This is a genomic window from Denitrobacterium detoxificans, assembly GCF_001643775.1.
In the GTDB taxonomy this organism is placed as follows: Bacteria; Actinomycetota; Coriobacteriia; order Coriobacteriales; family Eggerthellaceae; genus Denitrobacterium; species Denitrobacterium detoxificans.
The window spans coordinates 1,151,284-1,174,119 of sequence record NZ_CP011402.1; the positions used below are offsets into that span (position 1 = coordinate 1,151,284).

At 59.6% G+C, this 22,836-nt stretch carries 30 protein-coding genes; 25 read left to right on the forward strand and 5 right to left on the reverse strand.

What is annotated here, in order from left to right; genetic code table 11:
* Positions 1-33: 33 nt before the first annotated feature.
* Complete coding sequence (locus AAY81_RS04760; RefSeq protein WP_066662041.1) at positions 34-1,845, reverse strand: elongator complex protein 3; 1,812 nt, start codon at positions 1,843-1,845, stop codon at positions 34-36.
* Positions 1,846-1,977: 132 nt separating this feature from the next.
* Between AAY81_RS04760 and AAY81_RS04765 the strand changes: the two genes are divergently transcribed.
* From AAY81_RS04765 to AAY81_RS04805, 9 genes are all read left to right on the forward strand, one after another.
* Positions 1,978-2,313 (forward strand): ArsR/SmtB family transcription factor, encoded by a 336-nt coding sequence (locus tag AAY81_RS04765; RefSeq protein WP_420838409.1) that lies wholly within the window; start codon positions 1,978-1,980, stop codon positions 2,311-2,313.
* A 14-nt stretch (positions 2,314-2,327) separates the two neighbouring features.
* The gene (locus AAY81_RS04770; RefSeq protein WP_066662045.1) at positions 2,328-2,546 is read left to right on the forward strand and encodes a heavy-metal-associated domain-containing protein; all 219 of its coding nucleotides are present in this window, start codon (positions 2,328-2,330) and stop codon (positions 2,544-2,546) included.
* Between the two features lie 16 nt (positions 2,547-2,562).
* The gene (locus AAY81_RS04775) at positions 2,563-4,482 is read left to right on the forward strand and encodes a heavy metal translocating P-type ATPase (protein WP_240480623.1); all 1,920 of its coding nucleotides are present in this window, start codon (positions 2,563-2,565) and stop codon (positions 4,480-4,482) included.
* A gap of 169 nt (positions 4,483-4,651) precedes the next feature.
* Complete coding sequence (locus AAY81_RS04780) at positions 4,652-6,505, forward strand: ABC transporter ATP-binding protein (RefSeq protein ID WP_066662046.1); 1,854 nt, start codon at positions 4,652-4,654, stop codon at positions 6,503-6,505.
* A gap of 1 nt (position 6,506) precedes the next feature.
* Positions 6,507-8,354, forward strand: a complete 1,848-nt coding sequence (locus tag AAY81_RS04785; RefSeq protein ID WP_066662050.1) for an ABC transporter ATP-binding protein — start codon at positions 6,507-6,509, stop codon at positions 8,352-8,354.
* A gap of 76 nt (positions 8,355-8,430) precedes the next feature.
* Positions 8,431-9,129, forward strand: a complete 699-nt coding sequence (locus AAY81_RS04790; RefSeq protein ID WP_066662055.1) for an HAD family hydrolase — start codon at positions 8,431-8,433, stop codon at positions 9,127-9,129.
* A 12-nt stretch (positions 9,130-9,141) separates the two neighbouring features.
* Positions 9,142-10,500, forward strand: a complete 1,359-nt coding sequence (locus AAY81_RS04795; protein ID WP_066662058.1) for a hypothetical protein — start codon at positions 9,142-9,144, stop codon at positions 10,498-10,500.
* Positions 10,500-11,066, forward strand: a complete 567-nt coding sequence (locus tag AAY81_RS04800; RefSeq protein WP_066662060.1) for an RrF2 family transcriptional regulator — start codon at positions 10,500-10,502, stop codon at positions 11,064-11,066. Before AAY81_RS04795 ends, AAY81_RS04800 begins: the two co-directional genes overlap by 1 nt.
* Before the next feature lie 14 nt (positions 11,067-11,080).
* On the forward strand, positions 11,081-11,917 hold the full coding sequence (locus AAY81_RS04805) for an HhH-GPD family protein (protein ID WP_240480624.1): 837 nt from the start codon (positions 11,081-11,083) through the stop codon (positions 11,915-11,917).
* Here the strand turns inward: AAY81_RS04805 and pheA are convergent.
* The 3 genes from pheA to AAY81_RS04820 all read right to left on the reverse strand — a co-directional run bounded on the left by pheA (position 11,914) and on the right by AAY81_RS04820 (position 14,306).
* A complete protein-coding gene (gene pheA, locus AAY81_RS04810) occupies positions 11,914-12,759 on the reverse strand; it encodes a prephenate dehydratase (protein ID WP_066662069.1) in 846 nt (281 codons plus the stop codon). The genes AAY81_RS04805 and pheA overlap by 4 nt on opposite strands.
* A gap of 115 nt (positions 12,760-12,874) precedes the next feature.
* Entirely contained in the window at positions 12,875-13,912 is a 1,038-nt protein-coding gene (locus AAY81_RS04815; protein WP_169815796.1) for a site-specific integrase, read from the reverse strand.
* A gap of 46 nt (positions 13,913-13,958) precedes the next feature.
* Entirely contained in the window at positions 13,959-14,306 is a 348-nt protein-coding gene (locus AAY81_RS04820; RefSeq protein ID WP_066662072.1) for a helix-turn-helix transcriptional regulator, read from the reverse strand.
* Between the two features lie 142 nt (positions 14,307-14,448).
* Here AAY81_RS04820 and AAY81_RS04825 point away from each other — a divergent pair, with 142 nt between their 5' ends.
* Entirely contained in the window at positions 14,449-14,664 is a 216-nt protein-coding gene (locus AAY81_RS04825) for a helix-turn-helix domain-containing protein (RefSeq protein WP_066662074.1), read from the forward strand.
* Here AAY81_RS04825 and AAY81_RS10435 read toward each other — a convergent pair.
* The gene (locus AAY81_RS10435) at positions 14,661-14,822 is read right to left on the reverse strand and encodes a hypothetical protein (protein WP_156501496.1); all 162 of its coding nucleotides are present in this window, start codon (positions 14,820-14,822) and stop codon (positions 14,661-14,663) included. The two genes, AAY81_RS04825 and AAY81_RS10435, sit on opposite strands and share 4 nt — an antisense overlap.
* A 403-nt stretch (positions 14,823-15,225) precedes the next feature.
* Between AAY81_RS10435 and AAY81_RS04835 the strand changes: the two genes are divergently transcribed.
* The 15 genes from AAY81_RS04835 (at position 15,226) to AAY81_RS10545 (ending at position 22,835) form a co-directional block, all read left to right on the forward strand.
* Positions 15,226-15,450: a hypothetical protein gene (locus AAY81_RS04835; RefSeq protein ID WP_066660185.1), complete on the forward strand. Its 225-nt coding sequence runs from the start codon at positions 15,226-15,228 to the stop codon at positions 15,448-15,450.
* Positions 15,447-16,640, forward strand: a complete 1,194-nt coding sequence (locus AAY81_RS04840) for a site-specific integrase (RefSeq protein WP_066662078.1) — start codon at positions 15,447-15,449, stop codon at positions 16,638-16,640. The genes AAY81_RS04835 and AAY81_RS04840 overlap by 4 nt, the downstream gene beginning before the upstream one ends.
* Positions 16,641-16,642: 2 nt before the next feature.
* The gene (locus AAY81_RS04845) at positions 16,643-17,158 is read left to right on the forward strand and encodes an NUMOD4 motif-containing HNH endonuclease (protein WP_066662085.1); all 516 of its coding nucleotides are present in this window, start codon (positions 16,643-16,645) and stop codon (positions 17,156-17,158) included.
* Positions 17,148-17,606 (forward strand): single-stranded DNA-binding protein, encoded by a 459-nt coding sequence (locus tag AAY81_RS04850; protein WP_066662088.1) that lies wholly within the window; start codon positions 17,148-17,150, stop codon positions 17,604-17,606. The genes AAY81_RS04845 and AAY81_RS04850 overlap by 11 nt, the downstream gene beginning before the upstream one ends.
* A 30-nt stretch (positions 17,607-17,636) precedes the next feature.
* Complete coding sequence (locus AAY81_RS04855; protein ID WP_066662090.1) at positions 17,637-18,410, forward strand: conserved phage C-terminal domain-containing protein; 774 nt, start codon at positions 17,637-17,639, stop codon at positions 18,408-18,410.
* Positions 18,411-18,625: 215 nt separating this feature from the next.
* Positions 18,626-19,105: an ATP-binding protein gene (locus tag AAY81_RS04860; RefSeq protein WP_169815797.1), complete on the forward strand. Its 480-nt coding sequence runs from the start codon at positions 18,626-18,628 to the stop codon at positions 19,103-19,105.
* Positions 19,102-19,485 (forward strand): hypothetical protein, encoded by a 384-nt coding sequence (locus tag AAY81_RS10540; RefSeq protein ID WP_066662095.1) that lies wholly within the window; start codon positions 19,102-19,104, stop codon positions 19,483-19,485. Before AAY81_RS04860 ends, AAY81_RS10540 begins: the two co-directional genes overlap by 4 nt.
* 17 nt (positions 19,486-19,502) lie before the next feature.
* Entirely contained in the window at positions 19,503-20,807 is a 1,305-nt protein-coding gene (locus AAY81_RS04870) for a ParB/RepB/Spo0J family partition protein (protein ID WP_066662098.1), read from the forward strand.
* Positions 20,807-21,058 carry a hypothetical protein gene (locus AAY81_RS04875; protein WP_066662101.1) on the forward strand — a complete coding sequence of 84 codons (252 nt, stop codon included), beginning with the start codon at positions 20,807-20,809 and terminating at the stop codon, positions 21,056-21,058. Before AAY81_RS04870 ends, AAY81_RS04875 begins: the two co-directional genes overlap by 1 nt.
* The gene (locus tag AAY81_RS04880) at positions 21,045-21,326 is read left to right on the forward strand and encodes a hypothetical protein (protein WP_066662103.1); all 282 of its coding nucleotides are present in this window, start codon (positions 21,045-21,047) and stop codon (positions 21,324-21,326) included. The genes AAY81_RS04875 and AAY81_RS04880 overlap by 14 nt, the downstream gene beginning before the upstream one ends.
* Positions 21,323-21,811, forward strand: coding sequence for a hypothetical protein (locus AAY81_RS04885; protein ID WP_066662105.1), 489 nt, complete (start codon positions 21,323-21,325; stop codon positions 21,809-21,811). The genes AAY81_RS04880 and AAY81_RS04885 overlap by 4 nt, the downstream gene beginning before the upstream one ends.
* The gene (locus AAY81_RS04890) at positions 21,804-21,998 is read left to right on the forward strand and encodes a hypothetical protein (RefSeq protein ID WP_066662112.1); all 195 of its coding nucleotides are present in this window, start codon (positions 21,804-21,806) and stop codon (positions 21,996-21,998) included. Before AAY81_RS04885 ends, AAY81_RS04890 begins: the two co-directional genes overlap by 8 nt.
* Positions 21,995-22,222, forward strand: coding sequence for a hypothetical protein (locus AAY81_RS04895; protein ID WP_066662115.1), 228 nt, complete (start codon positions 21,995-21,997; stop codon positions 22,220-22,222). The genes AAY81_RS04890 and AAY81_RS04895 overlap by 4 nt, the downstream gene beginning before the upstream one ends.
* Positions 22,219-22,449 (forward strand): hypothetical protein, encoded by a 231-nt coding sequence (locus tag AAY81_RS04900; protein ID WP_066662118.1) that lies wholly within the window; start codon positions 22,219-22,221, stop codon positions 22,447-22,449. Before AAY81_RS04895 ends, AAY81_RS04900 begins: the two co-directional genes overlap by 4 nt.
* Positions 22,446-22,835 carry a hypothetical protein gene (locus AAY81_RS10545; protein ID WP_066662121.1) on the forward strand — a complete coding sequence of 130 codons (390 nt, stop codon included), beginning with the start codon at positions 22,446-22,448 and terminating at the stop codon, positions 22,833-22,835. The genes AAY81_RS04900 and AAY81_RS10545 overlap by 4 nt, the downstream gene beginning before the upstream one ends.
* The last annotated feature ends 1 nt before the right edge of the window (position 22,836 follow it).

The following is a 22,836-nucleotide window of genomic DNA, read 5'->3' on the forward strand; positions in this document are numbered from 1 at the left end:
CCTGTATGTGGCGAAGGGGCGCTTTGCGTTGCGCTATAGCGTTTTCCGTTGGTATAGTCCGTTGTCGGCGAATCCTCGTTTGCGGTAATACTCGCGTGTTCCGATGGCGCTGATTACGTTAATGCGATCGTAGCCTTCGGCTGCTGCGATGCGGCATGCTTCCTCGATGAGCTTCTTTCCCAAGCCCAGGTGCTGCGCCGTGCCGTCGTGCCCGCTAATGTGCGCGGCGTTTCCGTATACGTGCACTTCCCTGATCATGGCTTCGTTTGGATGTGTGGGCAGGTCGTCGTTACGATACGTTTCAAATGCGCTTTCGCGGGGGAGTGAGAGGCGCAAAAAGCCTGCGATGCGTCCATCGGGGAGCGTCCATTGCAGGAAGCGCTCGCTCGTGGCGTTCGTTTCGTATCGGTATTCGTCTAGCATGAGCTTCTTCGGGTCGATATCGCTTCCCGCAATTTCTCGATAGCGAATCTCGCGGACTTCGGCATTTCGGTCTTGTAGCTCGTTTTCGACCATCTGCCGCAGGTTGGTTTTCTTGTTGCCCGCCATGATGTCGTTCGACGAGAAATCGCGGATCATGCGCGATATGCGCACGAAGGGCGGCGTGTTTACCACGTCCTGCGCCAGGACGTTTACAAGCGTCTTTTCGTCATATGGTTTCCAGGCGCCTTCTAGATAGAGTTGCTCTAACCTGGCTCCGGCAATGAGAGCGGTGGGGTAGAGCTTCACCTCGTCGGGTTGGTAGGGAGCGTCCGACACGAACGATCGATAGTCGTTGATGTCGCCTTCGGGCGTGGCCCCTACGAGGTTCACCATGAAGTGGGCGTGGATCTTGAATCCAAAGAGGCGTAGCAGGTCGAACGCGCGCGCAATCGACGAGGGCGTGAGGTTGCGATTGTTCGTTTTGAGTATGCCGGGCTGCAGGCTCTGCACGCCAATCTGCACTTTGGTGCACCCGTATGCGCGGAGCTTGCGCAACGAGTCTGTCGTAATGGCGTCGGGGCGCGTCTCTACTACCAGGCCCACCACGCGGTGCTTGGCGGTTTCGTTGCGCACGTGCTCGCGTTCGAGCTCCTGGTAGGTTGCCGTTTGCCAGCTTGCGACGCTTTGCCAGTTGGCGCCTTTCTTGTATAGCTGCGTGGCGGCTTCGTTGAAGCTCGTCTGCCGTGCGTTGATGCTGGCTTGCGCCTCTTGCGTCTGGGCGGCAAGCTCGTCGTCATCCCGGGCGATTCCCGCGTTTTGGTAGGCGCTACGACGGCTTTCCCATGCCTCGATTTCGATAGCGTGCTCGTTGAGCGCCCTAAACGCTTCCTTGATGAACCAGGTTTGGTATTCGCTTGGGTAGTCGGTAAACGTGCCTCCCAGCACGATGAGCTCTACCTTATCGGTGGCGTGGCCCATTTGCACGAGGGCCCGCAGGCGTGCACCTACCTGCAGATATGGGTCGAAATAGGCGCGTTCGGCGCGTTGGCATGCGGGTTCGGCATGCAGGTAGCTCTTCGGCATGCGAATGTCGTTGGGGCAGTAGATGCAATCGGAACCGCACGTCCAGGGCTTTGTGATCACCGTGATGGTTGCCACGCCCGAAGCGCTTCGGCGCGGCTTCATGCGCAGCGCGGCGAAGAGCGCCGTTTCCTCCTGCGGAGTAACATGCCAGGACTCCCAGAGCGCGGGCTGCGTGTTCTTTACGCCAAGGTAGTACGGGAGGATCTTCTTCTTTGCGTAGGTGCGTGATTGTTCGTGTGTGCGTGCGTTGAAGCTGCGCAGGAGGGCATCGAGTGGCTTTTGCTCCAGGCTTCCCGTTGTGCGCAGCAGGGCGAGTATTTCCGTAAAGAGTTCTTCCATGCAACGAGTATATGCGCTAATGACGCTGGGGCGTCATGGCATGCCGCCAAACCAAAGAATGTATTGACTTGTGCATGCACGCGTTCTATTCTGATGTCATAACGTATGAACAGATGTGCATATGTAGTAAGGATGAACATGGAAAACGATACCGTAAACGAATGCCCTCTGGCCGAAGGTGAAGTTCCCAGCGAGGAAATGCTCTACGACCTTGCGGACCTTTTCAAGGTTTTCGCCGACACCACGCGCATTCGCATTCTCTACGTCCTCATGGAGCGTGAGCGTTGCGTTGCCGACATCGCCGAAGCGGTTGGCGTGTCGCAAAGCGCCGTTTCTCATCAGCTGCGCATTCTGAAGCAATCCCATCTGGTGCGTTTCCGCAAGGAAGGGAAGCAGATCATCTACGCGCTTTCCGATGACCATGTGTACACCATGTTGTCTCAGGGTATGTCTCATATTTGCGAATAGCGAAAGGAATAAGCATGCGTAAGGTAATTAAGCTCGACGGGGAACTTTGCTCGCATTGCGCGGGGAAGATCCAGAATCGCATCGAAAAGATCGACGGGGTGTCGAAGGCTAGCGTGAACGCCATGACCCTGAAGTTCACCCTCGATGCAGACGACGCCAAGTTTCAGGAGATTCTTGGTCAATCTGTCAAGATTTTCAATGATATTGAGCCCGATTGCGAAGTGCTAGTCTAGGCTCGGGATACTGTACATGGCAAAGAATCTGACCAAGAAACAAACGAAGCTTCTAAAGCGTATCATTGTTGCATTTTCCCTTTTCGTGGTGCTCGAGGTGCTATCCGTTGGGTTCCACGTGTTCGACGCTATGCCGTATGGGCTGTGGGTCCAGTTTGTTTTGTTCCTCGTGCCGTATCTCATTGCCGGCTACGACGTGCTTGCGGGGGCATGGCATGGCATCACTCATGGCCAGCCGCTCGACGAGAACTTGCTTATGGTCATCGCCACCATTGGCGCCTTTGCGCTCGTCTTCTTTCCCGATGCGGAGCCTCACATGGCCGAGGGCGCGGCAGTCATGCTGTTCTTCCAGGTGGGCGAGTTGTTCGAAAGCTATGCCGTGGGCAAGACGCGTCGTTCCATCGCCGACATGATGGATATCGCCCCCGAATTCGCCAATCTAAAGAAAGATGGTCAGGTCGTTGAGGTTGACCCTGATACCGTCGAGGTTGGATCGCTTATCGTAGTTAAGCCGGGCGAGCGCGTACCCTTGGATGGCGTTGTGGAAGAGGGTTCCTCGCAGCTGGATACCAGTGCGCTTACCGGTGAGAGCGTGCCGCGCGTAGTCCAGGCGGGATCTGCCGTCATTAGCGGCTGCGTGAACATGACGGGGCTCATCACCGTCCGCACCACGAGCGTGTATGGCGAAAGCACCGTGCAGCGCATTCTGGAGCTGGTTGAAAATGCCAGCGAGAAGAAGGCACGCACCGAGAACTTCATCACGCGATTCGCCCGTTACTACACGCCTATCGTCGTTGGCCTTGCGGCCGTAATTGCGGTTGCCGGCCCGCTCCTCTTCGGCGAAAGCTGGAGCGCGAGCGTGCAGAGCGCCTTGGTCTTCCTGGTCGTGAGTTGTCCGTGTGCGCTTGTCATCAGCGTTCCCCTGTCGTTCTTTGGGGGTATTGGCGCAGCGTCGCGCAACGGCGTGCTCGTAAAGGGCTCTAGCTACCTCGAGGCGCTTGGAGATGTGGGCATCGTCGCGTTCGACAAGACGGGTACGCTTACCAATGGCACGTTTGGCGTGGTTGCTGTGCATACGCCCGAGGGCGTCGACCCGGAATACGTTCTTTCGTATGCCGCGCATGCCGAAGCCAACTCGAATCATCCCATTGCCATTTCGCTGCGCGAGAGCTATGCAGGCGTGGTGGATGAGAGCTGCATCGAGCATGTGGAAGAACATGGTGGCAAGGGTGTCTATGCGCTCGTTTCCGCTCATAAGGTGCTCGTGGGCAATGATCGCCTTATGGACGAGGCGCGCATCGAGTACCCGAATTGCGAGCTCGTTGGCACGATTCTCCACGTGGCCATCGACGGCGAATACGTGGGTCACATCGTTATCGCTGACGTCGTGAAGGAAGATGCGAAGGACGCCATCGCGGCGTTGCATGCCTCGGGTGCGAAGCGCACCGTCATGCTCACGGGCGATCGCGAGGAGGTTGCGGCCGCCGTTGCCGATGAGCTTGGCGTTGCCGAATATCGTGCGCAGCTGCTTCCGCAAGACAAGGTGTCCATTATCGAAGAGCTTCTTGCGCAGGTCGAGGGCAAGGACAAGGTTGCCTTCGTGGGCGATGGCGTGAACGATGCCCCCGTTCTCATGCGTGCCGATATCGGCATCGCAATGGGCGCCATGGGCAGTGATGCTGCTATCGAGGCAGCCGACATCGTGCTCATGGACGACCGCCCTGCGAAGATCGCCTATGCCATACGCGTTGCGCGTAAGACGATGGGCATCGTTCGTCAGAATATCGTGTTCGCCATTGGCGTGAAGGTCCTCATCATGATTCTCGCGCTGCCGTTTATTGGCATTGCTAATATGTGGCTTGCCGTGTTTGGCGATGTGGGCGTAAGCGTGCTCGCCATCCTCAACGCCATGAGGACGCTGCGCATGAAGCAGTAGCGCAGCTGCTTTTCGCACGTGAAACGCGGGGTGTGCATTTGCATGCCCCGCGTTTTGTTTTTCGGTCTGCATAAGGTCACATATTGGTGTCAATCAGCGGCCATGCTGCGAGCGCATCTTCTTTCCCACTAGTATCTTGATGCCAATCGGTCTCAACGAAAGCGTTTGTGTGCGTTCCCTTAAGTATCTAAAGCCCTATCTTGGCATTGCCGTCCTCATCGTCGTCCTTCTGGGCGTCCAGGCGGCGTGCGACCTTGCCATTCCAAACTTCACGTCGCTCATTGTCGACGTGGGCATTCAGCAATCAGGCATCGAGGCGTCGTCTCCCCAAGAGGCGGCCGAGCTGCTTGCGGAATACCAGGCGCAAGGCGTCGATACGCTTGCCATGCAGCAGGGTTACATCATTCGCATTGGCCTCCAGATGCTCGGCGTTACCCTCTTGGGCATTGCCGCTGCCGTGGGCATTTCCTTCCTGGCTGGTCGGGCTTCCGCTTCGGTGGGGCGCGATTTGCGCGAGCGTCTTTTTGCTAAAGTCGTTGGCTTTTCCAACGCCGAGGTGCAGTCGTTTTCCGTGGCTTCGCTCATTACGCGTGCCACAAACGATATCCAGCGCATTCAAATGGTTAGCTACATGTTGCTCCGTGTCGTTATCTACGCTCCCATCTTGGCCGTGGGCGGCATCGTGATGGTGTTGCAGACGAATGCCTCTATGACGTGGATTATCGGGTTGGGCGTGCTCGTGGTCGTTGTGGTTATCGGCGTGCTCATGGTGGCTACGATGCCGCGTTTCCGTCGCATGCAGAAACTCATCGACAAGGTGAATCTCATTTCCCGCGAAATGCTCACGGGCATTCCCGTCATTCGCGCCTTCAATCGTCAAGGCCGCGAGGAGGAACGCTTCTCCCAGGCAAGCGGAGACTTGCGTGATACGCAGCTGTTCGTCAACCGTGCGATGTCGTTCATGCGACCGGGGATGATGCTCGTCATGAATGCCATGGCCGTGCTTATCGTGTGGGTCGGCGCGGGTGCCATCGACGTGGGCAATATGCAAACGGGCGACGTCATGGCTTTCGTCACGTATTCTATGGCCATCGTCTCGAGCTTCATGATGCTTTCGATGCTTGCCATTCTCCTGCCGCGCGCCGAGGTGTCTGCCAAGCGCATCGACGAGGTGCTCGAAGCGGACATCGCGATTTCCGATCCCGGACGACCGCGTGATGACGAGCGCTCTTTGCAGCCTGGTGCCGAAATTGAGTTTCGTGACGTTACGTTCGCCTACGATGGCAGCGACGAGCCCGTGCTCTCTCATGTGAGCTTTAAGGTTCCCGCGAGCGGCTACGTGGCGCTTGTTGGTCCGACGGGGTCGGGCAAATCGACGGTCTTCAAGCTCCTCATGCGAGATTGCGATCCCCAATCCGGGTCCATTCTTGTGGATGGGGTAGAGGCGCAATCGCTTTCGCTTGCTGCGCTGCGCGGTACGTTTGGCTACGTTCCGCAAACGTCGTTCCTGTTCAGCGGCTCTATCGCGTCCAATATCTCGTATGGGTTGGACGATGTGGACGAAGCGGCTAATCGTTGGGCTGCCTCCATTGCCCAGGCTGATTCATTTGTTCAGTCGTTACCCGAAGGGTATGATTCCGACGTTTCCCAGGGTGGCACGAACCTTTCGGGTGGCCAACGCCAACGTTTGGCCATTGCGCGCGCCCTTGCGGTCAAGCCGCGTTGCTTCCTTTTCGACGACAGCATGAGCGCTCTCGATTACGCAACCGAGCTCGAGCTTCGACGGGCGCTTCAGCGCGAAATGGGATTGGCCACGCGCATCGTGGTCTCTTCCCGCGTTGCCACCGTTTCCGATGCTGACTGCATCGTCGTGTTCGACGAAGGAAAGGTTGTGGGGCTGGGAACGCATGACGAGCTTCTTGCTTCCTGCGCTACGTATGCCGACATCGCCCGTTCTCAGCTTGCGCCGCAGGACGAGGAGGCTACTGTGCCTGCATCCTCTTCCCTGGAAGGGGGTGAGTAGCATGGCCTCTCGCGGTGAAGACTTGAAGCGTAGCGCCGAACGTCGACGCATGCCGCGCGGCCCGCGTGGCATGAACGTCGAGAAGCCTCGTAACGCTCGCGTGGCTTTCTCTCACGTTCTTGGATTGCTTGCTCCCTATAAGGTGCGCCTTGCGTTTGTGTTCGTTGCTGCCATTGCCTCGACGGCGTTTGCCGTGGCGGGCCCCAAGGTGCTTTCCCAGGCCACCACATTGCTCTACGAGGGTTCAGTTGCGCGCGTTGCCGGAACGGGTTCGATCGACTTCGCGGGCATAGCCGCAGTGCTCTTGGCGGCCCTCGCGCTCTATCTCTTTTCTGCGTTCGCCTCGTTCCTGCAGGGCTGGATCATGTCCTACGTAACGCAGGATGCGTGCTTCCGCCTGCGTGAGCGCATCAGCGAAAAGATTAATCGCATACCCATGGGCTATTTCGAAAGCGCCTCCACGGGCGATGTGCTTTCGCGCATTACCAACGACGTCGATACGCTTGCTCAGAGCCTCAATTCCAGTCTAACGACGCTCGTCACGTCAGTGGTCACCATCGTGGGCGTGGTTGGCGTCATGCTCTGGATCTCGCCCCTTATGGCCCTGGCGGTCTTTCTTACCCTGCCCGTATCGGCCCTGCTCCTTGGCGTGGTCATGAAGCGTGGGCAAAAGTACTTCCGCCAGCAGCAGAACGCTCTTGGCGAGATAAACGGCCTGTTAGAAGAAACATTCTCGGGGCACGAGGTTGTGAAGGCCTTCGGGCGCGAGCGCATGGTCGGGGCTTCGTTTGCCGCCGCGAACGAGCGGCTGTACGAGGCGGGCTGGAAATCGCGCTTCGTGAGTGGTCTCATGATGCCCGTAATGAGCGTCGTTACCAACCTGGGATATATCGTCGTCGCCGTATTGGGCGCGTATTTGGTCGTTGCCTCCGCCATTGCCGTGGGCGATATCCAGGCATTTATTGTGTACGTGAAGGACTTCACGCAGCCCGTTCAGCAGATTACCCAGGTCGCCAACGAATTGCAGTCCATGGCTGCGGCTGCGGAGCGCATATTCGAGTTTCTGGATGCAGACGAGGAAGTCGAATCGGGCTCCGTGGAGCTTTCGCGGGTTGCGGGCGACGTCGTCTTCGATCACGTGCGCTTCGGGTACGACGAAAGCGTGCCCGTGATTCGCGATTTCTCCGCGCACGTGCGGGCGGGGCAGACCGTTGCCTTGGTTGGCGCCACGGGGGCGGGGAAGACCACGCTCGTGAAATTGCTGATGCGCTTCTATGACGTGAATGAGGGGTCCATTTCCATCGATGGCACGCCCATCACCTCTATCGATCGGGGCAGCCTGCGTGCGCACATCGCTATGGTGCTGCAGGAGACGTGGCTGTTCAATGGCACGATTCGCGAGAATATTCGCTACGGAAATCTAACGGCTACCGACGAAGAGGTCGAGCAGGCGGCGAAAGCGGCCTATGCTCATCATTTCATCATGTCGCAGCCGGGTGGCTATGACATGGTAATCACCGAAGACGCTTCTAATATCAGTGCGGGGCAGCGCCAGCTCATTACCATTGCGCGGGCCATACTCGCGAATCGTTCGATGCTCATTCTGGACGAGGCAACCAGTTCGGTGGATACGCGCACGGAGGGCCAGATTCAGCTCGCCATGGAAAACCTCATGCACGGACGCACGAGCTTTGTCATCGCGCATAGGCTTTCCACCATCCGCGATGCCGATCTCATCCTGTGCATCGACAAGGGCGACATTGTGGAACAGGGCTCTCACGAGGAGCTTTTGCGTCTCGATGGCTACTATGCGCGGCTTTACAACGCTCAGTTCGCGAATATGGCGTAGGTCTGCCTTGCGCCGTATTCCGCGAACGCTATAATACTTCATTCGAGTATTAAACGACTATCGTGGAAGTTGGAGCATGGAAGACACGGCAACGGTTTCGCCTACGCCAGTTGAGCTGGTGCTTTATGATTTCGACGGAACCTGCATCCGCGGTAATTCCCCGGTGCTCCTGGTGCGCTACTTGTTGCTCCGCCGCAAGCTCAACTTCTTCAGGGCGTTGGGCATTGGTCTGTGGGCCGTTGCGTACAAGCTGCGCCTGCCGCAGAACGAGAGCTGGGTGCGCTCTCAGGTCTTCACGGCGTTCGTGGGCCAAAAGGCCAGTGAGGTCGATGACTACCTCATGAGCTTTTACGACGAAGTGATTGCCGAGCGCGTACGCGAAAGCGCTATAGCCAGTATGGAGGAGCATCACGCAGCGGGTCGCGTTGTCGTCATCGTTTCAGCCACGTGGGAAGCCATCGTACGTCGTGCCATGGATTTTCTGCCCATCGACCATGCTGTCTGTACGTGCATGGAAATCGACGATGCCCAGTGCTACACCCGTATTGTGAAGGGTTTGCCTGTTGAAGGTGCCGAAAAGGTGTCAGCCTTGCGGCGATATGCCGATGATGCTTTTGGAAAGGGTACTTGGATGGTATCGTATGCCTATGGCGATCATCATTCCGATGTTCCTATGCTCGAAATGGCGCAGCATCCTGTAGCGGTGACACCAGATTCCACGCTCACCCGGGAGGCTCGCCGCAACGAGTGGCAGATTGCCCACTGGCAAGACTAAGGAGATGGTGGTGTGTTTGGTAGAACCCCCAGCTCGGGAAATACATCAGGTCATGATAACGAAACGAGCAGCGCGCAGGATCTTCTGCGCATGGCCGGCCGCGCCTACGACGACGACCGCCTTTCGCAGGCTGCTCATCTGTACATAGCCGCGTTCGATTCGGCAAACCAGGTTTCCGGCGACGTCGAGCCCCAGTATGTGGAGGGCTTGCGCCGTGCGTGGAACGTTGCGTGCAAGCTGAAGGAACGCGCTCTCGCCGAGTACGTCTTCGAGAAGCTCGAGCCCTATGCCACGGGCGAGGAGACGGCACGCAATGCCGAGGCCCTGCAGAGCATGGCGCTCGAAAAGCTCGAGGAATTCGGCTTTTCGCACGACGAGGTTCAGGATATGTCGGAGCTGCTGGGCGTCGAACCATCTTCTGATGACGATTCCTCTGCTCCCGAAGCGGAGTCGTTCACCTATGCCGACCTCATCGGCTACGACAAGACAATCAAGAGGATGCGCGAGCGCGGAATCGGCATGGGCGATGATGGTGAGTTCTCCGAGTTCATGGAGATGCTGCACAAGCGTCATGGTCTCGAGTCCATTCCATCGGTCGAGACGATCCTCTTCCGCTCCAAAGCGCGCGAAGATGCCAATCGCTTCATGGTTGCCACGGCTGGCGAGCTTGGCTTGCCCGTGGTGCGTATGTTCATGGACGAAAGTCCCCAGGGATATCCGGTCCTCTGCATCATGACGTCGCGTGAGTTCCGTGGTAAGGCGCGCTTTTCGCGCCTTGGGTTCCAAGGCCCTGCTGTGCTCATGCTCGAGAACATTGATTTGTGGGGCGCGCCGGTTTCCGTCGACTCCGAAGATGGCGAAGCATCGTTCACTCAGCAGCTTACGCGCGGTGCTCGCGAGGCCGTGAATTTCATTCGCGCTTCGGTAGAACACCCCGATGTGTGGGTTCTTGCTTCATGTAGCGAAGAAAAGGACCTAGAAGCCTTTTTCTATGATATTCTCGACCCCGTTGATATCGTTCAGATCGATACTCCGGGAAAGCGCGAGCGTGCTGCGATATGGCAACATGCATGTGCGTTGTTCCCCTCGCTCCGTTTCCTGGATCGAGATGAGCTCATATCCTATTCGAAGCACATGACGCGATTCGATATGTACACGGCTGCACGCCATGCCGTCGAGCAGGCGTACAACGAGAGCATTCGCAAGCGTGTGTACGTTCCGGTTACGCGTGAGAACCTGTACGAGAAGATTGCGTCATATCAGCCGCTCGAATCCAAGGAATATCGTGCCTTGGAAGATACGCTGGTTGATGCGCTTCGGGTAGAACTAGACAAGAAAGAATCCGACTTTTTGGGTAAGGGTGGAAAATAATGGAGTTAACACGTCGTTGCGATTATGCGTGCCGAATTCTTCGTGCTGCGTATAACCACAGAGACCAGTATGTTTCCATTGCCGAGATTGCCGAGGAGGAAGATATTCCCTACGCCTTCGCGCGTACCATTCAGCACGATTTGGCAAAAGCTGGCTATGTGCATACGACGCGCGGCTCGCGTGGCGGCCTGAAGCTCGCCCTCGATCCGAACAAGGTCACCATTCTCGATGTCCTCTGTGCTCTGCAGGGTCCGGTAACCATCTCCAATTGCGCTGCCGATCCCGAAACGTGCACGCGTAGTGGTCGCTGCGCGTTCAATAAGGTGTGGCAGGCAGCCGACGAGGTGCTGAACGCCCTGTTCGCCTCTATCACGCTGCAGCAGGTGTTCGATGGTGGCACGAAGGACGATTTCCTTCGTTACGTGCATGCGAATGTTGCCAACGCCGTTGGCCTCGACCTGAAGGCTCTTGCGGCTGACGGCGTCAAGCAGCCCGAGGATTTCATGGGCATTCGAAGTCTTGCCGAAGACCAGATGGCCCATCCTGGTAAGTTCAGCAATAACTAGCATTTCGCATTTCATTGCTCTCTATAGCCGAATTCCAGGATCGCGTATACGAAGCGGGTCGTCTCTACGAACGAGAAGGCTTGCCGTGGCGTTACATCGACGATCCCTATGCGGTGTATCTTTCCGAGGTCATGCTCCAACAAACGCAGGTCAAGCGCGTGCTGGAGTATTGGCCTCGTTTTTTGGACGCATTTCCCACAGTGGAATCCCTCGCCTTGGCCGAACCTGCCGCCGTGCTGGGGCTTTGGCAGGGGCTTGGCTATAACCGCCGCGCGCTTTCGCTCCTGAAATGCGCGAAGGAATGCGTCGAACGCTTCGATAGCGCGTTGCCCACGCAGGAGCGTGACCTGCTTTCGCTTCCGGGTATTGGCCCATCTACGGCTGCGGGCATTATTTCGTTTGCCCATAACAGACCATCCGTCTATATTGAGACGAACGTGCGCACGGTCTTCATCGACCAGTTCTTTCCCGAAGAAGACGAGGTTCACGATAAGCAGATCGAGCCCCTGGTGCGCGAATCGTGCCCGCAAGACGATGCGCGCAGGTGGTACTATGCGCTGCTCGACTGGGGTGCGCATATCAAGCAAACGAAGGGCAATGCTTCCCGTCGTTCGAAATCGTACACGCGTCAGAGCAGGTTTGAGGGGTCTCGAAGGCAGAAGCGCGCATTTGTAGTGCGTGAACTCCTATCTCACCAGGGCATTCCTGCTGAGCATATGAAGAATTCTCTTGATGCCTTCGAAGTTGCTGCAGGTAGAGAAGCCACGACGCAAGAGCTCTTCGATGGTATCGTGAGCGACTTGCAGCGCGAGGGGTTTCTGCGCGTAGAGGGCGGAAGGCTCTTTTCCTAGGCTACGGGGTAGCAGCCTAGTACCTTCACCTCGCGCAGCTTCAAACGCAGGCAGGAAAGGGCCGTTTGCACGTCGGGCTCGTAGATTGAGCCATCGATGTTCACGAAGAACATGTAGTCACCTAGGCCCTGCTTGGTGGGGCGCGACTGAATCATGGAAAGGTCGATGCCCGCGTAGGCGAACTCCGAGAGAATCATGTGCAGCGTACCCGCCTTGTTCGCGTTGAGGAACAGGGCAAGCGACGTCTTGAACTTCGTGCCCTGGAATACTGGTTGCGTCCCACGACGGCCGATGAGCGCGAAGCACGTCTGATTGCCGTAATGGTCTTCGATTTCCCGTTCCAGAATCTCGGCGCCATGCAGCTGAGCTGCGAATTCGTTGCCAATGCCTGCAACGCCTTCCGTGCTTGCCGCCACCCGGGCGCTTTCGGCGGTGGAGGACGTCGCGATGGTCTGGCAGTTGGGAAGGTGCGCATTCAGGTAGCGACGGCATTGCGCCAATCCCTGAGGGTGCGAGTATACCGTTTTGATGTCGGCCATGGTGGTGCCGGGTGAAACGAGCAGGCAGTGGTGAATCGAGAGCACTTCCTCGCCCAGAATCACGCAGTCGCTGTTGAAGGCGAAGTTGTCGAGCGTGCTGGTAACCGATCCTTCGAGCGAGTTCTCGGTGGGTACTACGCCGTAATCGCATTTTCCCTGGTCAACGTATTCAAATACCGTATTGAAGGAGGGGAGTGCCACGAATTCCGCTTCGACTCCTAGTCGCTTTGCAAATGCGTGGGCTGCCTCGTCGGAATAGGTTCCGGCGGGTCCGAGAAACGCGATGGTTACAGATTGAGACATCGTTGACGCTCCTTGCTCGCTTGCATTATTCTGCATAATCTTCCTTAAAGTAGAGTGTATCTAAATCTCCAGGTCATCCTATGTATTCTAAATTGCAATACATCGTATGCACCATCTATGCACCGTTTTGCATTCGTTCGACGGCGTTTAATAACTGTTGGTCATCGTCATGAACGTAGACCAGCGCCATGGATATATCCTTCCACCCTGCCCAGCGCATGAGGTCATGTGCGCCCATGTGGCGTGCCATGCGCGATAGATTCGAATGACGTAATCCATGTGGCGTTATGTCGCCGCATCCCCATTTGTCCCGATGCGCCCACCACCACGACTCGAGAGACCTCTGGCTTAGCGGTTGCCCATCTGGGTGTACGAGCAGGGCGCCACTAGCTCCGATTTCGCCGCGCCATTCGATCCATTCTTCCAGAACTCGCGACATTCGCTTCGTCAACGGTATACGCCGCCCTCTTCCAGCTGCCGTCTTTGATTCGCCGACGATGAGAAAACCGTCGCTGACGCAGCCTACTTCGAGCTTGCGGCATTCGATGCAGCGCAGGCCGCAATCTATCATCAGCAAAAAGGCGATGCGCTGGGGACTCCCATCGTCAACCATTTCGATATTCGTCCACAACTCATCAAGCGCGGCAGGCTCTAGCGCTCTTCTCTCTGTTGGCCTCCACCGTGGACGATCTACCCCCGATAAGGGGTTCTTTGCTATAAGCCCGTCAATCACTGCTGACTTCATGGCCACGGATAGCATAATCATGTATTGGTATACCGTGCGTTTGCTCCGTCCATCGAGCAACGCTGGAATGACTTTGCGAATATGTGAGCTGTTGAGCTCTTCCATCTTGATCTCGCCAATGAGCGGGCGCCACACGTTGAACGCGCTCACGTAATTCATCAGCGTCTGATGAGATACTGATGTGGCTTTCCATTTCAACCATCCATCGAGGTAGTCGGAGACGGTCTCGTCATTTTCCACGATGCCAGACACTTTTGCCTTGAGCTCATCAAGCGCGGCTTGTGCATCTCTCTTGCCGCCGTGCACGACGCGAGTGAACTGCCTGCGCTTCCCATCGTCATCCACGGCTCTCGCTATTACCTGCCATTTTCGGCATCGACCTTTTTCCAAGGGGCGAATGCTGCCCATTCCGCTTAGTCTCATGACTTACCACCACCATGCGACCGACAACCCTCTAGGCTGTCAGTTGCGTATCACTTCCATCCCGCGAGCCTCCATCCTCCTCCGAAGAGAACGCCTTTGCGATACCGCTCACGGCGCCCAGCGCGGCTTCCTTGCCAGCTTCTGACAGGTCGAGATAGCAGTACATGATCTGGGACGCTCTAGGGTCGCATTCGATGCCGGCAATCTCGTCTATGGAGCAGTTGAGTATCTTCGCGCACTCGCAAGCGGTCTCAAGTGATATTGGAACCGTCCCGCGCTCCCATGTCCGGTACGTTGGCAGCTTGGCGCCGAGCGCCTGCGCCATATCCTCTTGCGTTAGGCCGCGCGTCTTGCGAATCTCTTTCAATCTCAATTCCATAGCGCTCACCTCCTTCTGAGGTGAGTGTAATCAGCGTTATCACTTTTATCAACAAAAAGATAAAAAACATCTTGCCACTGATAACCAGAATAGCTATAGTTGCTACCAAGTGATAATCACAATTGCACTGAGAGGAGTGATTATGAAGACGGAAGAGGAGTTGGTCGTTGCCTTTGCGCAGAACCTGCGAGCAGAGCGCGCGCGGGTCGGACTCTCGCAGCAAGAGCTATCCGACAAGGCAGGCGTCGACCGTATGTCAATCAGCAAGTACGAGCGCGGCCACGCATTGCCGAATCTCAACAACGCAGCAGCGCTAGCGTGCGCGCTTGGTTGCTCGTTGGAATCCCTTGTCAGCTAGGTGATGACAATGGAATGCAGATTCGTCAGGCCAGCTGCGTTCGCGGAAATGCTGGGCATATCCGCCTCAATGGCCAGGAAGATGTGCAGGGATGGATCGGTCAGGGCATTCAAGCCAAAGGGAACCTCGACGTGGTTCGTCGACGTTCCGGAGACCATGAAGATGTGGAAGGAAGAAGAACTTAAATGCAGTCGGTAGAAAACGATAGGCAGCGCGCCCATTCCGCCAAGACCGAGCGCGCCACCGGGAGTATTGCAGGATACCTCCTGCAATCCGAAATGATAGCATGCGTCGCTGATTCCAGCGCGCGTGACTTCCTCGTCACGTTCCTCGTGGCGGCTGGCCTGTTCATCGGCACCCCGCTGGCGCTGTTCCTGATAGCTGGCTAGCAACGGGGAGATTCGCCCGCAGGGTGCGCGCCGTCCGATGGCCCTGCACCCCCATGCGTTCACTCCTTACGCGCGACCAACTTGGGCCATCGGGGCGATGCATGCCCCGCTCGCCGCTGGCAGAAGCGGCGCGCACCTCGCGGGCGAATCGAAGAAGCGAGGAGACTCTCAAATGAACGAAATCACGAACTACGGGCCGAACAGGCCCATGCTGGGGGCGTTCTACGCCGTCACCAGGGAGGTAGACGGGAAGGACATGCCCGTGGCCGTCTTCCCGGTCTACTCCGAGGCAGCGAAGGCGAAGAAGCTCTTCAACCTGGGCGGCCCCTACCTCGTGCCGGTGCTCGACATCAGCACGCGCAACGGCCTCGACCGCGCGAGGGGGCTGCTGCGATGACGATCTTGGAAGCTGAAATCGGCCAGGTCGATGGCGTGCGCATCTTCCTGGGCCGCTATGACAGCGGACGCTGGTACGCGAGGGCGTACCTGCCGCACGCGAGGGGCGAGGGCGCGAGCCGCAGGGTGCGCCACGCGCTGGGATTCGGCATGACGAGCCACGAGGCGGCGCGGCTGGCCCTGGAATGGGCAGAGACGCAGAGGGCCGCCTGGGGCGTCGCGGGAAGCTCGCGCACGGCCGACATGCTCGCCGCCTACATCGACCACCTGGGCGGCGTCGCGGGACGCGAGCCTGCTACCACGTCGACGTACCGCAGCCTGCTGCGCTGCCACATCGCGCCCGCCATCGGGGCCATCGAGGTGGCCGACGTGCGCCCTCACATGGTGCAGCGCATGTACCAGAAGATGGCATCGAGCGGGGCGCTGGCGCCGTCGAGCATCAAGCTCGTCCACGAGCTGCTCTCTGGCGCCTGGAAGTGGTTCCGCGAGCTTGGCGCGGTCGACCTGGACATCATGAGCGACGTGGCCACGCCGCGCAGCCGAAAGGCCGTCACCGGGTACTTTCCCGCGCATGAGGTCAAGGCGATACGCGAGGCCATAGCGCCCATCCTGGCCGACGATTCTGCGGGGCGCAACGTCAACGCGCGCAGCTTCGCCATGGCGGTCCTCATCGCCCTGGGGACGGGGCTTCGCGAGGGCGAGATCTGCGGGCTGATGCGACGCGACGTGCGCGACGGGCGGCTGTCCGTCCAGCGCAAGCTGACGGAATCCGCTGGGCGGCCCGAATACGGGATACCCAAGGACAGCAGCGTGCGCAACCTGACGCTGCCGCCCGAGCTGGACGAGGCGCTGCAGGCGCACTTCGCCTGGCAGGACACCTGGATGCGGCGCACGGGGCCGTCGACGCCCGTCATGTGCTCGCGCTGCGGGCAGCCCATCCGCCCGAGCGCCGTGAGCCGCTGGTTCACGCAGCTCGTGCGCTCGCTGGGCATCTCGCACGGCACGTTCCACACCCTGCGGCACACCCACGCCACTGGTCTGGTGGCTGGCAAGGGCAACCTGGCGGAGGTGGCTCGAAGGTTGGGACACGCGAGCGTGAACACGACCATCGGCAACTACGTTCACGCATCGCCGCGCGATGACGTGGAGCTCGCCATGCTGAGCGGCGAGGTCGCGAAGGGCGGCGAGTAGCCATGGGCGAGCGCTGGAAGTGGGCGCCAGGCTACGAGGGACTCTACCTCGTGTCCGACCAGGGCCACGTGATGAGCGCGCCGCACGAGTGCGCTGGCCGCTCGTACGCGGGGATGGAGCTATCGCCCAGCCGATGCGCCAATGGCTACATGCGCGTCTACCTCTCGCGCGACGGGGCCGTGAGCAACGTCCTGGTCCACAGGCTCGTCGCCGAGGCGTTCATTCCGTTCCATTCGGAGGGCGTCGAGGTCAACCACATCAACGGCGACAAGGCGGACAACCGCCTGGTGAACCTCGAATGGGTCACCCACGGAGAGAACGTGGCGCATGCGTGGCGGAACCTGCCCAGGAGGGCGCACGACCGCCACATAGGCCGCAAGCTCGACGCGGAGACCGCGAGGAGGATACGGGCGGCAACGGGGACGTACGCGCAGATCGGAAGCGAATTCGGAATCACCCCGACCATGGTCGGGTACATCAAGCAAGGAAAGAGATGGAGGATGGAAGATGTCGATTAACAAGGTGATTATCACGGGCAACCTCACAAGGGAGCCGGACCTGCGCCAGACGGCGTCTGGCATGGCGGTTCTCGGCTTCGGAGTCGCGGTGAACGAGCGCCGCAAGAACTCGCAGACTGGCGAGTGGGAAGACTTCCCGAACTACGTCGACTGCACCATGTTCGGCTCGCGCGCCCAGGGCATCGCGCCCTACCTCACGAAGGGCGGGAAGGTGGCCATCGAAGGACACCTGCGATGGAGTCAGTGGGAGCGCGACGGCCAGAAGCGCAGCAAGCTCGAAGTGCTCGTCGACGAAATCGAGCTAATGAGCCAGAGCCGTTCTAAGGCCGCTAACGCCCCGCAGGGCGGCACGGGTGCGGAAAGCGCCCAAACGGCACCCAGCGCGGCGGGAGAGCAGCCGCAAACGGCCTACGAAGCCGACATGTACGAATGCGATATTCCATTCTAGGGCGCATCCGAAGGGAAAGGAGGTAATCGGATGCTGCCAAGCAAGACGTACGTCGTCCAGCACGCCTGGATGGTCAACGACCTAGGCCTCTCTGGCGCCCGCCTGTCGGTTTACTCGATCATCTACGGGTTCTCGCAGGACGGCTGCTCCTGGTTCGAGGGCTCTCAGAGGTACCTGGCCGAATGGTGCGGCGCGTCGACGCGAACGATTCGCAGGGCGCTGTCGGACCTCAAGGACATGGGGCTCATCGAGGAGCGCGAGCAGGTCATCTCCGGCATCGTCCTCAAGTCCTACAGGGTCACCGCCCAGAGCCTCGGCATGCGCTCCGTAGGGGGTGGACAAAATGTCCAGGGGTGCGGACAAAATGTCCAGGGGGTGCGGACAAAATGTCCAGGGGGTGCGGACAAAATGTCCACCAATATATATAGGGATAATATAGGGGATAATAATAAACCCCCTATAGTCCCCCTAGAGCGCGGCGAAGCGGACGGGTACGACCCCATTCGAGACGTAATCGACCACCTGAACGCCCGCTCGGGCAAGTCCTTCAAGGCCGATACCAAGGCCACGCGCGGCATGGTGCACGCGCGCATGGAGGAGGGATACGGCGTCGACGTCATCAAGCGCGTGATCGACCTCAAGGTGGGACAGTGGTCCAAGTCGCCCAAGATGCGCGCGTTCATCCGCCCGTCCACCCTTTTCAGCAAGACGAACTTCGAGAACTACGTCAACGAGCTCGGCCCAATCTCCGACTACTCGAAATATGACGGCGTGGTCGACGAGGTAATCGGGGGTGGTATGTGATGGACATCGCGAACGCGATCACCCCGCCGCCCATCGAGTGCCCGTATTGCGGCCGCCCGCTCAAGCGCACCTCCGTCATGGTCGGGAACGTCTCGTACCATCCGACCTGCTGGGCATCCTGCGGCTGCGCCGAGTCGCGCAGGGTCTGGGAGAAGCCGCCCACGCGCGCCGACAAGGCCCTCGACCGGGCGCGCGTGCCCTCCCTGTTCCGCGGCATGGCGCACCCGGACGCCCCGCGCCTGGCGGATGCCATGGAGGAGGGCGAATGGGTCTACGTGCAGGGCAGCTACGGCACACGCAAGACCGAGCTGGCATGCTGCATCGTCGAGGAGCTGGTGAGCATCCGCCACGCGCATGCCATGTTCTCCACGGCCGCCGAGCTGGTCAAGGCGCGCATCGACGCGCCCGAGCTTTGGAACCGCGCGCGCTGCATCGACTTCCTGGCCATCGACGATTTGGGCAAGGAGGGCACCAGCGAGTACTCCGTGGCCGCCATGTGGGAGCTGGTCGACGCCCGCTATTCGGCGAGCAAGGCCACGGTCTTCACGGCCAACTACAGCCGCGGGGACCTGCTGGGGCTTTACGCCAGGCACGGCGAGGCCAAGACCGCGGAGGCCATAGCGAGCCGCCTGCAGCTGTGCCGCTGCATCACGACGACTGGCGAGGACGTGCGCCAGAGGGGAGGCGCGCGATGACCATGTCGACCCGTTCCGCCCACCACGCCCCTCACGCCAGGGCCGCACGGGAGCGTACCTGTGCCACGTGCCTGCACGCCTGCCGCGAGGGCTCCCGCCGCCGCGAGCGCTGCGAGCGAAACGGCAGCTGCGCGCAATGGGCGCGACGCCCCGCCGAGCGCTCGTGGAAGGACGAGATTCCCGCCTGGATGTTCTCGAACAGGGCCAGGAATCCCATCCTCGCGACGCGCCCCGACGGGCAATGGCGCGCCTGGAAGAGCGTCACGGAGGCCGCGGAGGCGCTCGGCGTGCCAGCGTGCCGCGTCACCTCCCTGGCCAGCAGGCACGGCGTGCTCGATGGCTGGCGAATCACGTATTTGAAGGAATCGGTAAACCGATAGATAGCAAAGGAGACTCAATGCAGATCAGGAACGTAAGGCTCGACGCCATAGTGGCCGACGAGAACAACCCCCGCCAGGACTTCGGCGACCTGGACGCGCTAGCCGCGTCGTTCGCCGGCAACGGCGGACAGCCGTGGAACCCGCCCATCGTGGTGGCCGACGGCTCCATCTTCCGCATCGTGGACGGCGAGCGCCGCATCCGCGCCATGCGCTCCCTGGGCGAGGGCGCGCCCGAGGAGGTCGCATGCGTCGTGTGCGAGGGCATGGACGAGCGCGATGCCGCCGTGGCCATGGTGGCCACCGACGACAAGCGCCGCCTGACCGACGAGGAGAAGAGCCGCGGCACGCAGCAGATGCTGCTGCTCGGCGTCGACGATGACGTAATCGATAAGGCCGCCCACCTCGCGCCTGGAAGCGCCCGACGCGCCCGGCGTGGCCGTTCCGTCGCGGGCGATGCGGGCGACCAGATGACGTTCGACCGCCTGTTCGCCATCGGCGAGTTCGCCGAGGCGGGAGACGACGAGGCCGCAGCTGCCGTCCTCGATGCGGAGGATGGGAAGTGGCGCTTCGTGGCCGATAGCCGCAAGCGCCTGTCTCGCAATCGCGCGACCGCCAGGGCGGCCATCGACGCGCTCGCCGGGGTGGGCATCGGGCTGGTGGGCGAGAGGCCCCTGGACATGACGCACGAGTACACGCTCAGCCCCTGGAAGAACATCCCGAAGGCCGTCGAATCGCATGACTGGCCCGAAGGCTGCGTCGCCTACGCCGAGGTGGACGATGGCATGGTGACCGTCTACGCCCCCTCATCCGACGCCGTGGATGCCGAGGCGGAGGAGCGCTCGATCGCCGCGCAGGCGAAGGCCGACGAGCTGGCGGCCGCGGTGGAGTCCGTGGAGGCGTTCGTCTACGAGTCCATCCTGTCAGGAGGGCCGCTGCCGAACGTGGGCCGCTGGGCGCTCGATCGCGTCTGGGCAACCGAGGGATATTCCGCGCCGCAGTTCGTCCGCCGCGCGAAGGAGGATGGCAGGGAGCTGCGCATGTCGAAGATGTTCGACTACGTGAGCGGCCTGCCCCTCGCCGTCGTCATCGGCAACCGAATGCCCACCCCGGCGAAGTTCGGCGTGAAGGCCCTCTTCCTTGGCGAACTTGGCGGCATGACCACCTACGAGCACGACAAGGCGGTGGACTGGGCTGCCGTGTATGCCGCCGCCCTCGCCGATGGATTCGAGCTCGACCCCGAGCTGCAGCCCGCCGTCGACGCGTATGTCGAGTGGGCCAGTTCTGATGACTGGAAGGGCGACGGCGAGGATGGTGATGAGTAATGGCGATGGACTTGCAGGACGTCGTGTCCGTTGCCCACGACTGGAACATCGCCGTCTCGGTCGATTCGGAGGCAATGTCCCATTACATCGAGGGCGCCCGCGTATCGGGATTCATTCCCGGCGCGCTGTCCCGCGTCACCATCGTACTCTACGCGGCGAATGTGGACGAGCTCCTGACCAAGCTGGGCGGGTTCGCTAACGAGTGCCGCGGCGTCGGGAAGCTTGAGGTGGTGGCCGATGGATACGAATAAGCTCGATCTGGTCATGACGCCAGATGGCGTCAAGCAGCGGGTCGTCACGCCCGATGACGAGATGCCCGATTCGATCGTGTATCAGGGGGTCGAATACTTCCGCCCCGTCGAATGCCGCCCGAGGCGGTACACCAACGCGAATAGGTCGTTGTATGAGCCGTACGAGAAGTGGGGATGTGGGGTATGTGGCAACATCCTCTCAACGTCCAGGCCCGATGACGGCCAGATATGCTCGAAGTGCCACGCGAAGGTGGTGTACGCAAAATGATAGTCAACATTGGTGAGGTGGCTACGTTTCCGAGCGCCGAGGCTAACAGGGAGCAGTCGGCCAAGGTCTTGGAGGAGGCCGCTGAGGTCTTCGCAGCCTGGCAGCAGTTTGATGCGAAGGGCCGCGCCATGTACAGGCAGCCGTTTCTCAAGAAGTTGCTGAGCGAGCTGGCGGACCTCGTCATGGCCTGCGAGAACATGCTCTCGGGCGTCAACCAGTACGGCCTGCGCGAGTGCGAATGCGAAGGGGTGGCGCTGACGAAGACGTACCTCCATGGCCTCCTGCTCGCCGCCGCCGAAGTTAGCGAGGCCGTGCGCATGTGGAATCTGTTCCCATCGGACCGCACCTTAGAAGACCTGCTGGGCACTGTCGAAGAACTCGAGCGGTATGCGTGCGGCGTCATCTCGGCGCTCGGCGTCGAGGACTTCACGCCATACATGCTGGCCTGCGAGAAGAGGAATCGTTGGAGGGGGCGCTATGAGTAATCTGGATTCGCGCGTCAGCCGCATAGTCGACTGCATCAACGAAGAGACGGCCGACCTCAGCTATTCGGACCGGACGATGGTCTGGCTGCTCGTGAGGGAGCTGGTGTCGGTGACTACGGAATCCCTCGTCTACGAATGCATGCGCGCTAGCCGCGAGCTGGCGCAGCACGAAGGGGGCGAGCGATGATGGAAATGGTAAATCAGGTGTTCTTCGCAATCCTATGCTCGGCGCTGGCCATCTCGTTCTTCTACGTCGCCCTCTGGATGACCGACACCATCAGGAAGCTGGAACGCGAGAAGAAGATGCTGCAGCTCGAATTGAGGCTATCAGACGCGCAGGTGCGAATCGCGGATGAGGAGATCGAGAAGCTCAAGCAACGGCAGGAAGATGGAGAGCGAGGTACGCGATGAGCAAGAAGATCGATTTTATAAAACTGGCTGGAAAGGCCAAGGAATGCAACATCGTATTCAAGATCAATGACCTCGGATTCATCGATTACTACTCAGAAGGCGTGGTGTATTGCACTGACACTGAGCCGGTGTCCGATGCTCGCTTGCTGTTTGCGAACTGCACTGCGGACTACGTGGCACGCAAGCTCATCGAGCTTGGCGAGGCGTTGAAGGAGGAGATGGCATGAGCGCAACCGAACGCCTACGCGAGATGCTGGACGAGCGCGGCATAGAATGGAGCGACCGCAGCCCCCACCCCGACGAAAGGCAATACATCACGGATTGGGACCGTGGCGGCTTTCTGCTCGCCGCCGTCGAAAGTCACGATGGCAAGCTGGAACTGATGTCCGACTACCATTGCCTGATAACGCCAGAGCAGGTCATCGAAGTGACGCTCGGATGTAGTGATGCGCGTGATGAGGCGCATATCGCACGGCTCAGTAATGGATTCCAATGCGACGGAAGCGTCTGGCGTTGTTGCAAATGCGGCGCGTTCTTTACGAATTACACGGATTTGACGACTCACCACAAGCCTCGATTCTGTCCCAACTGCGGCGCGAAGGCGGTGGAATAGA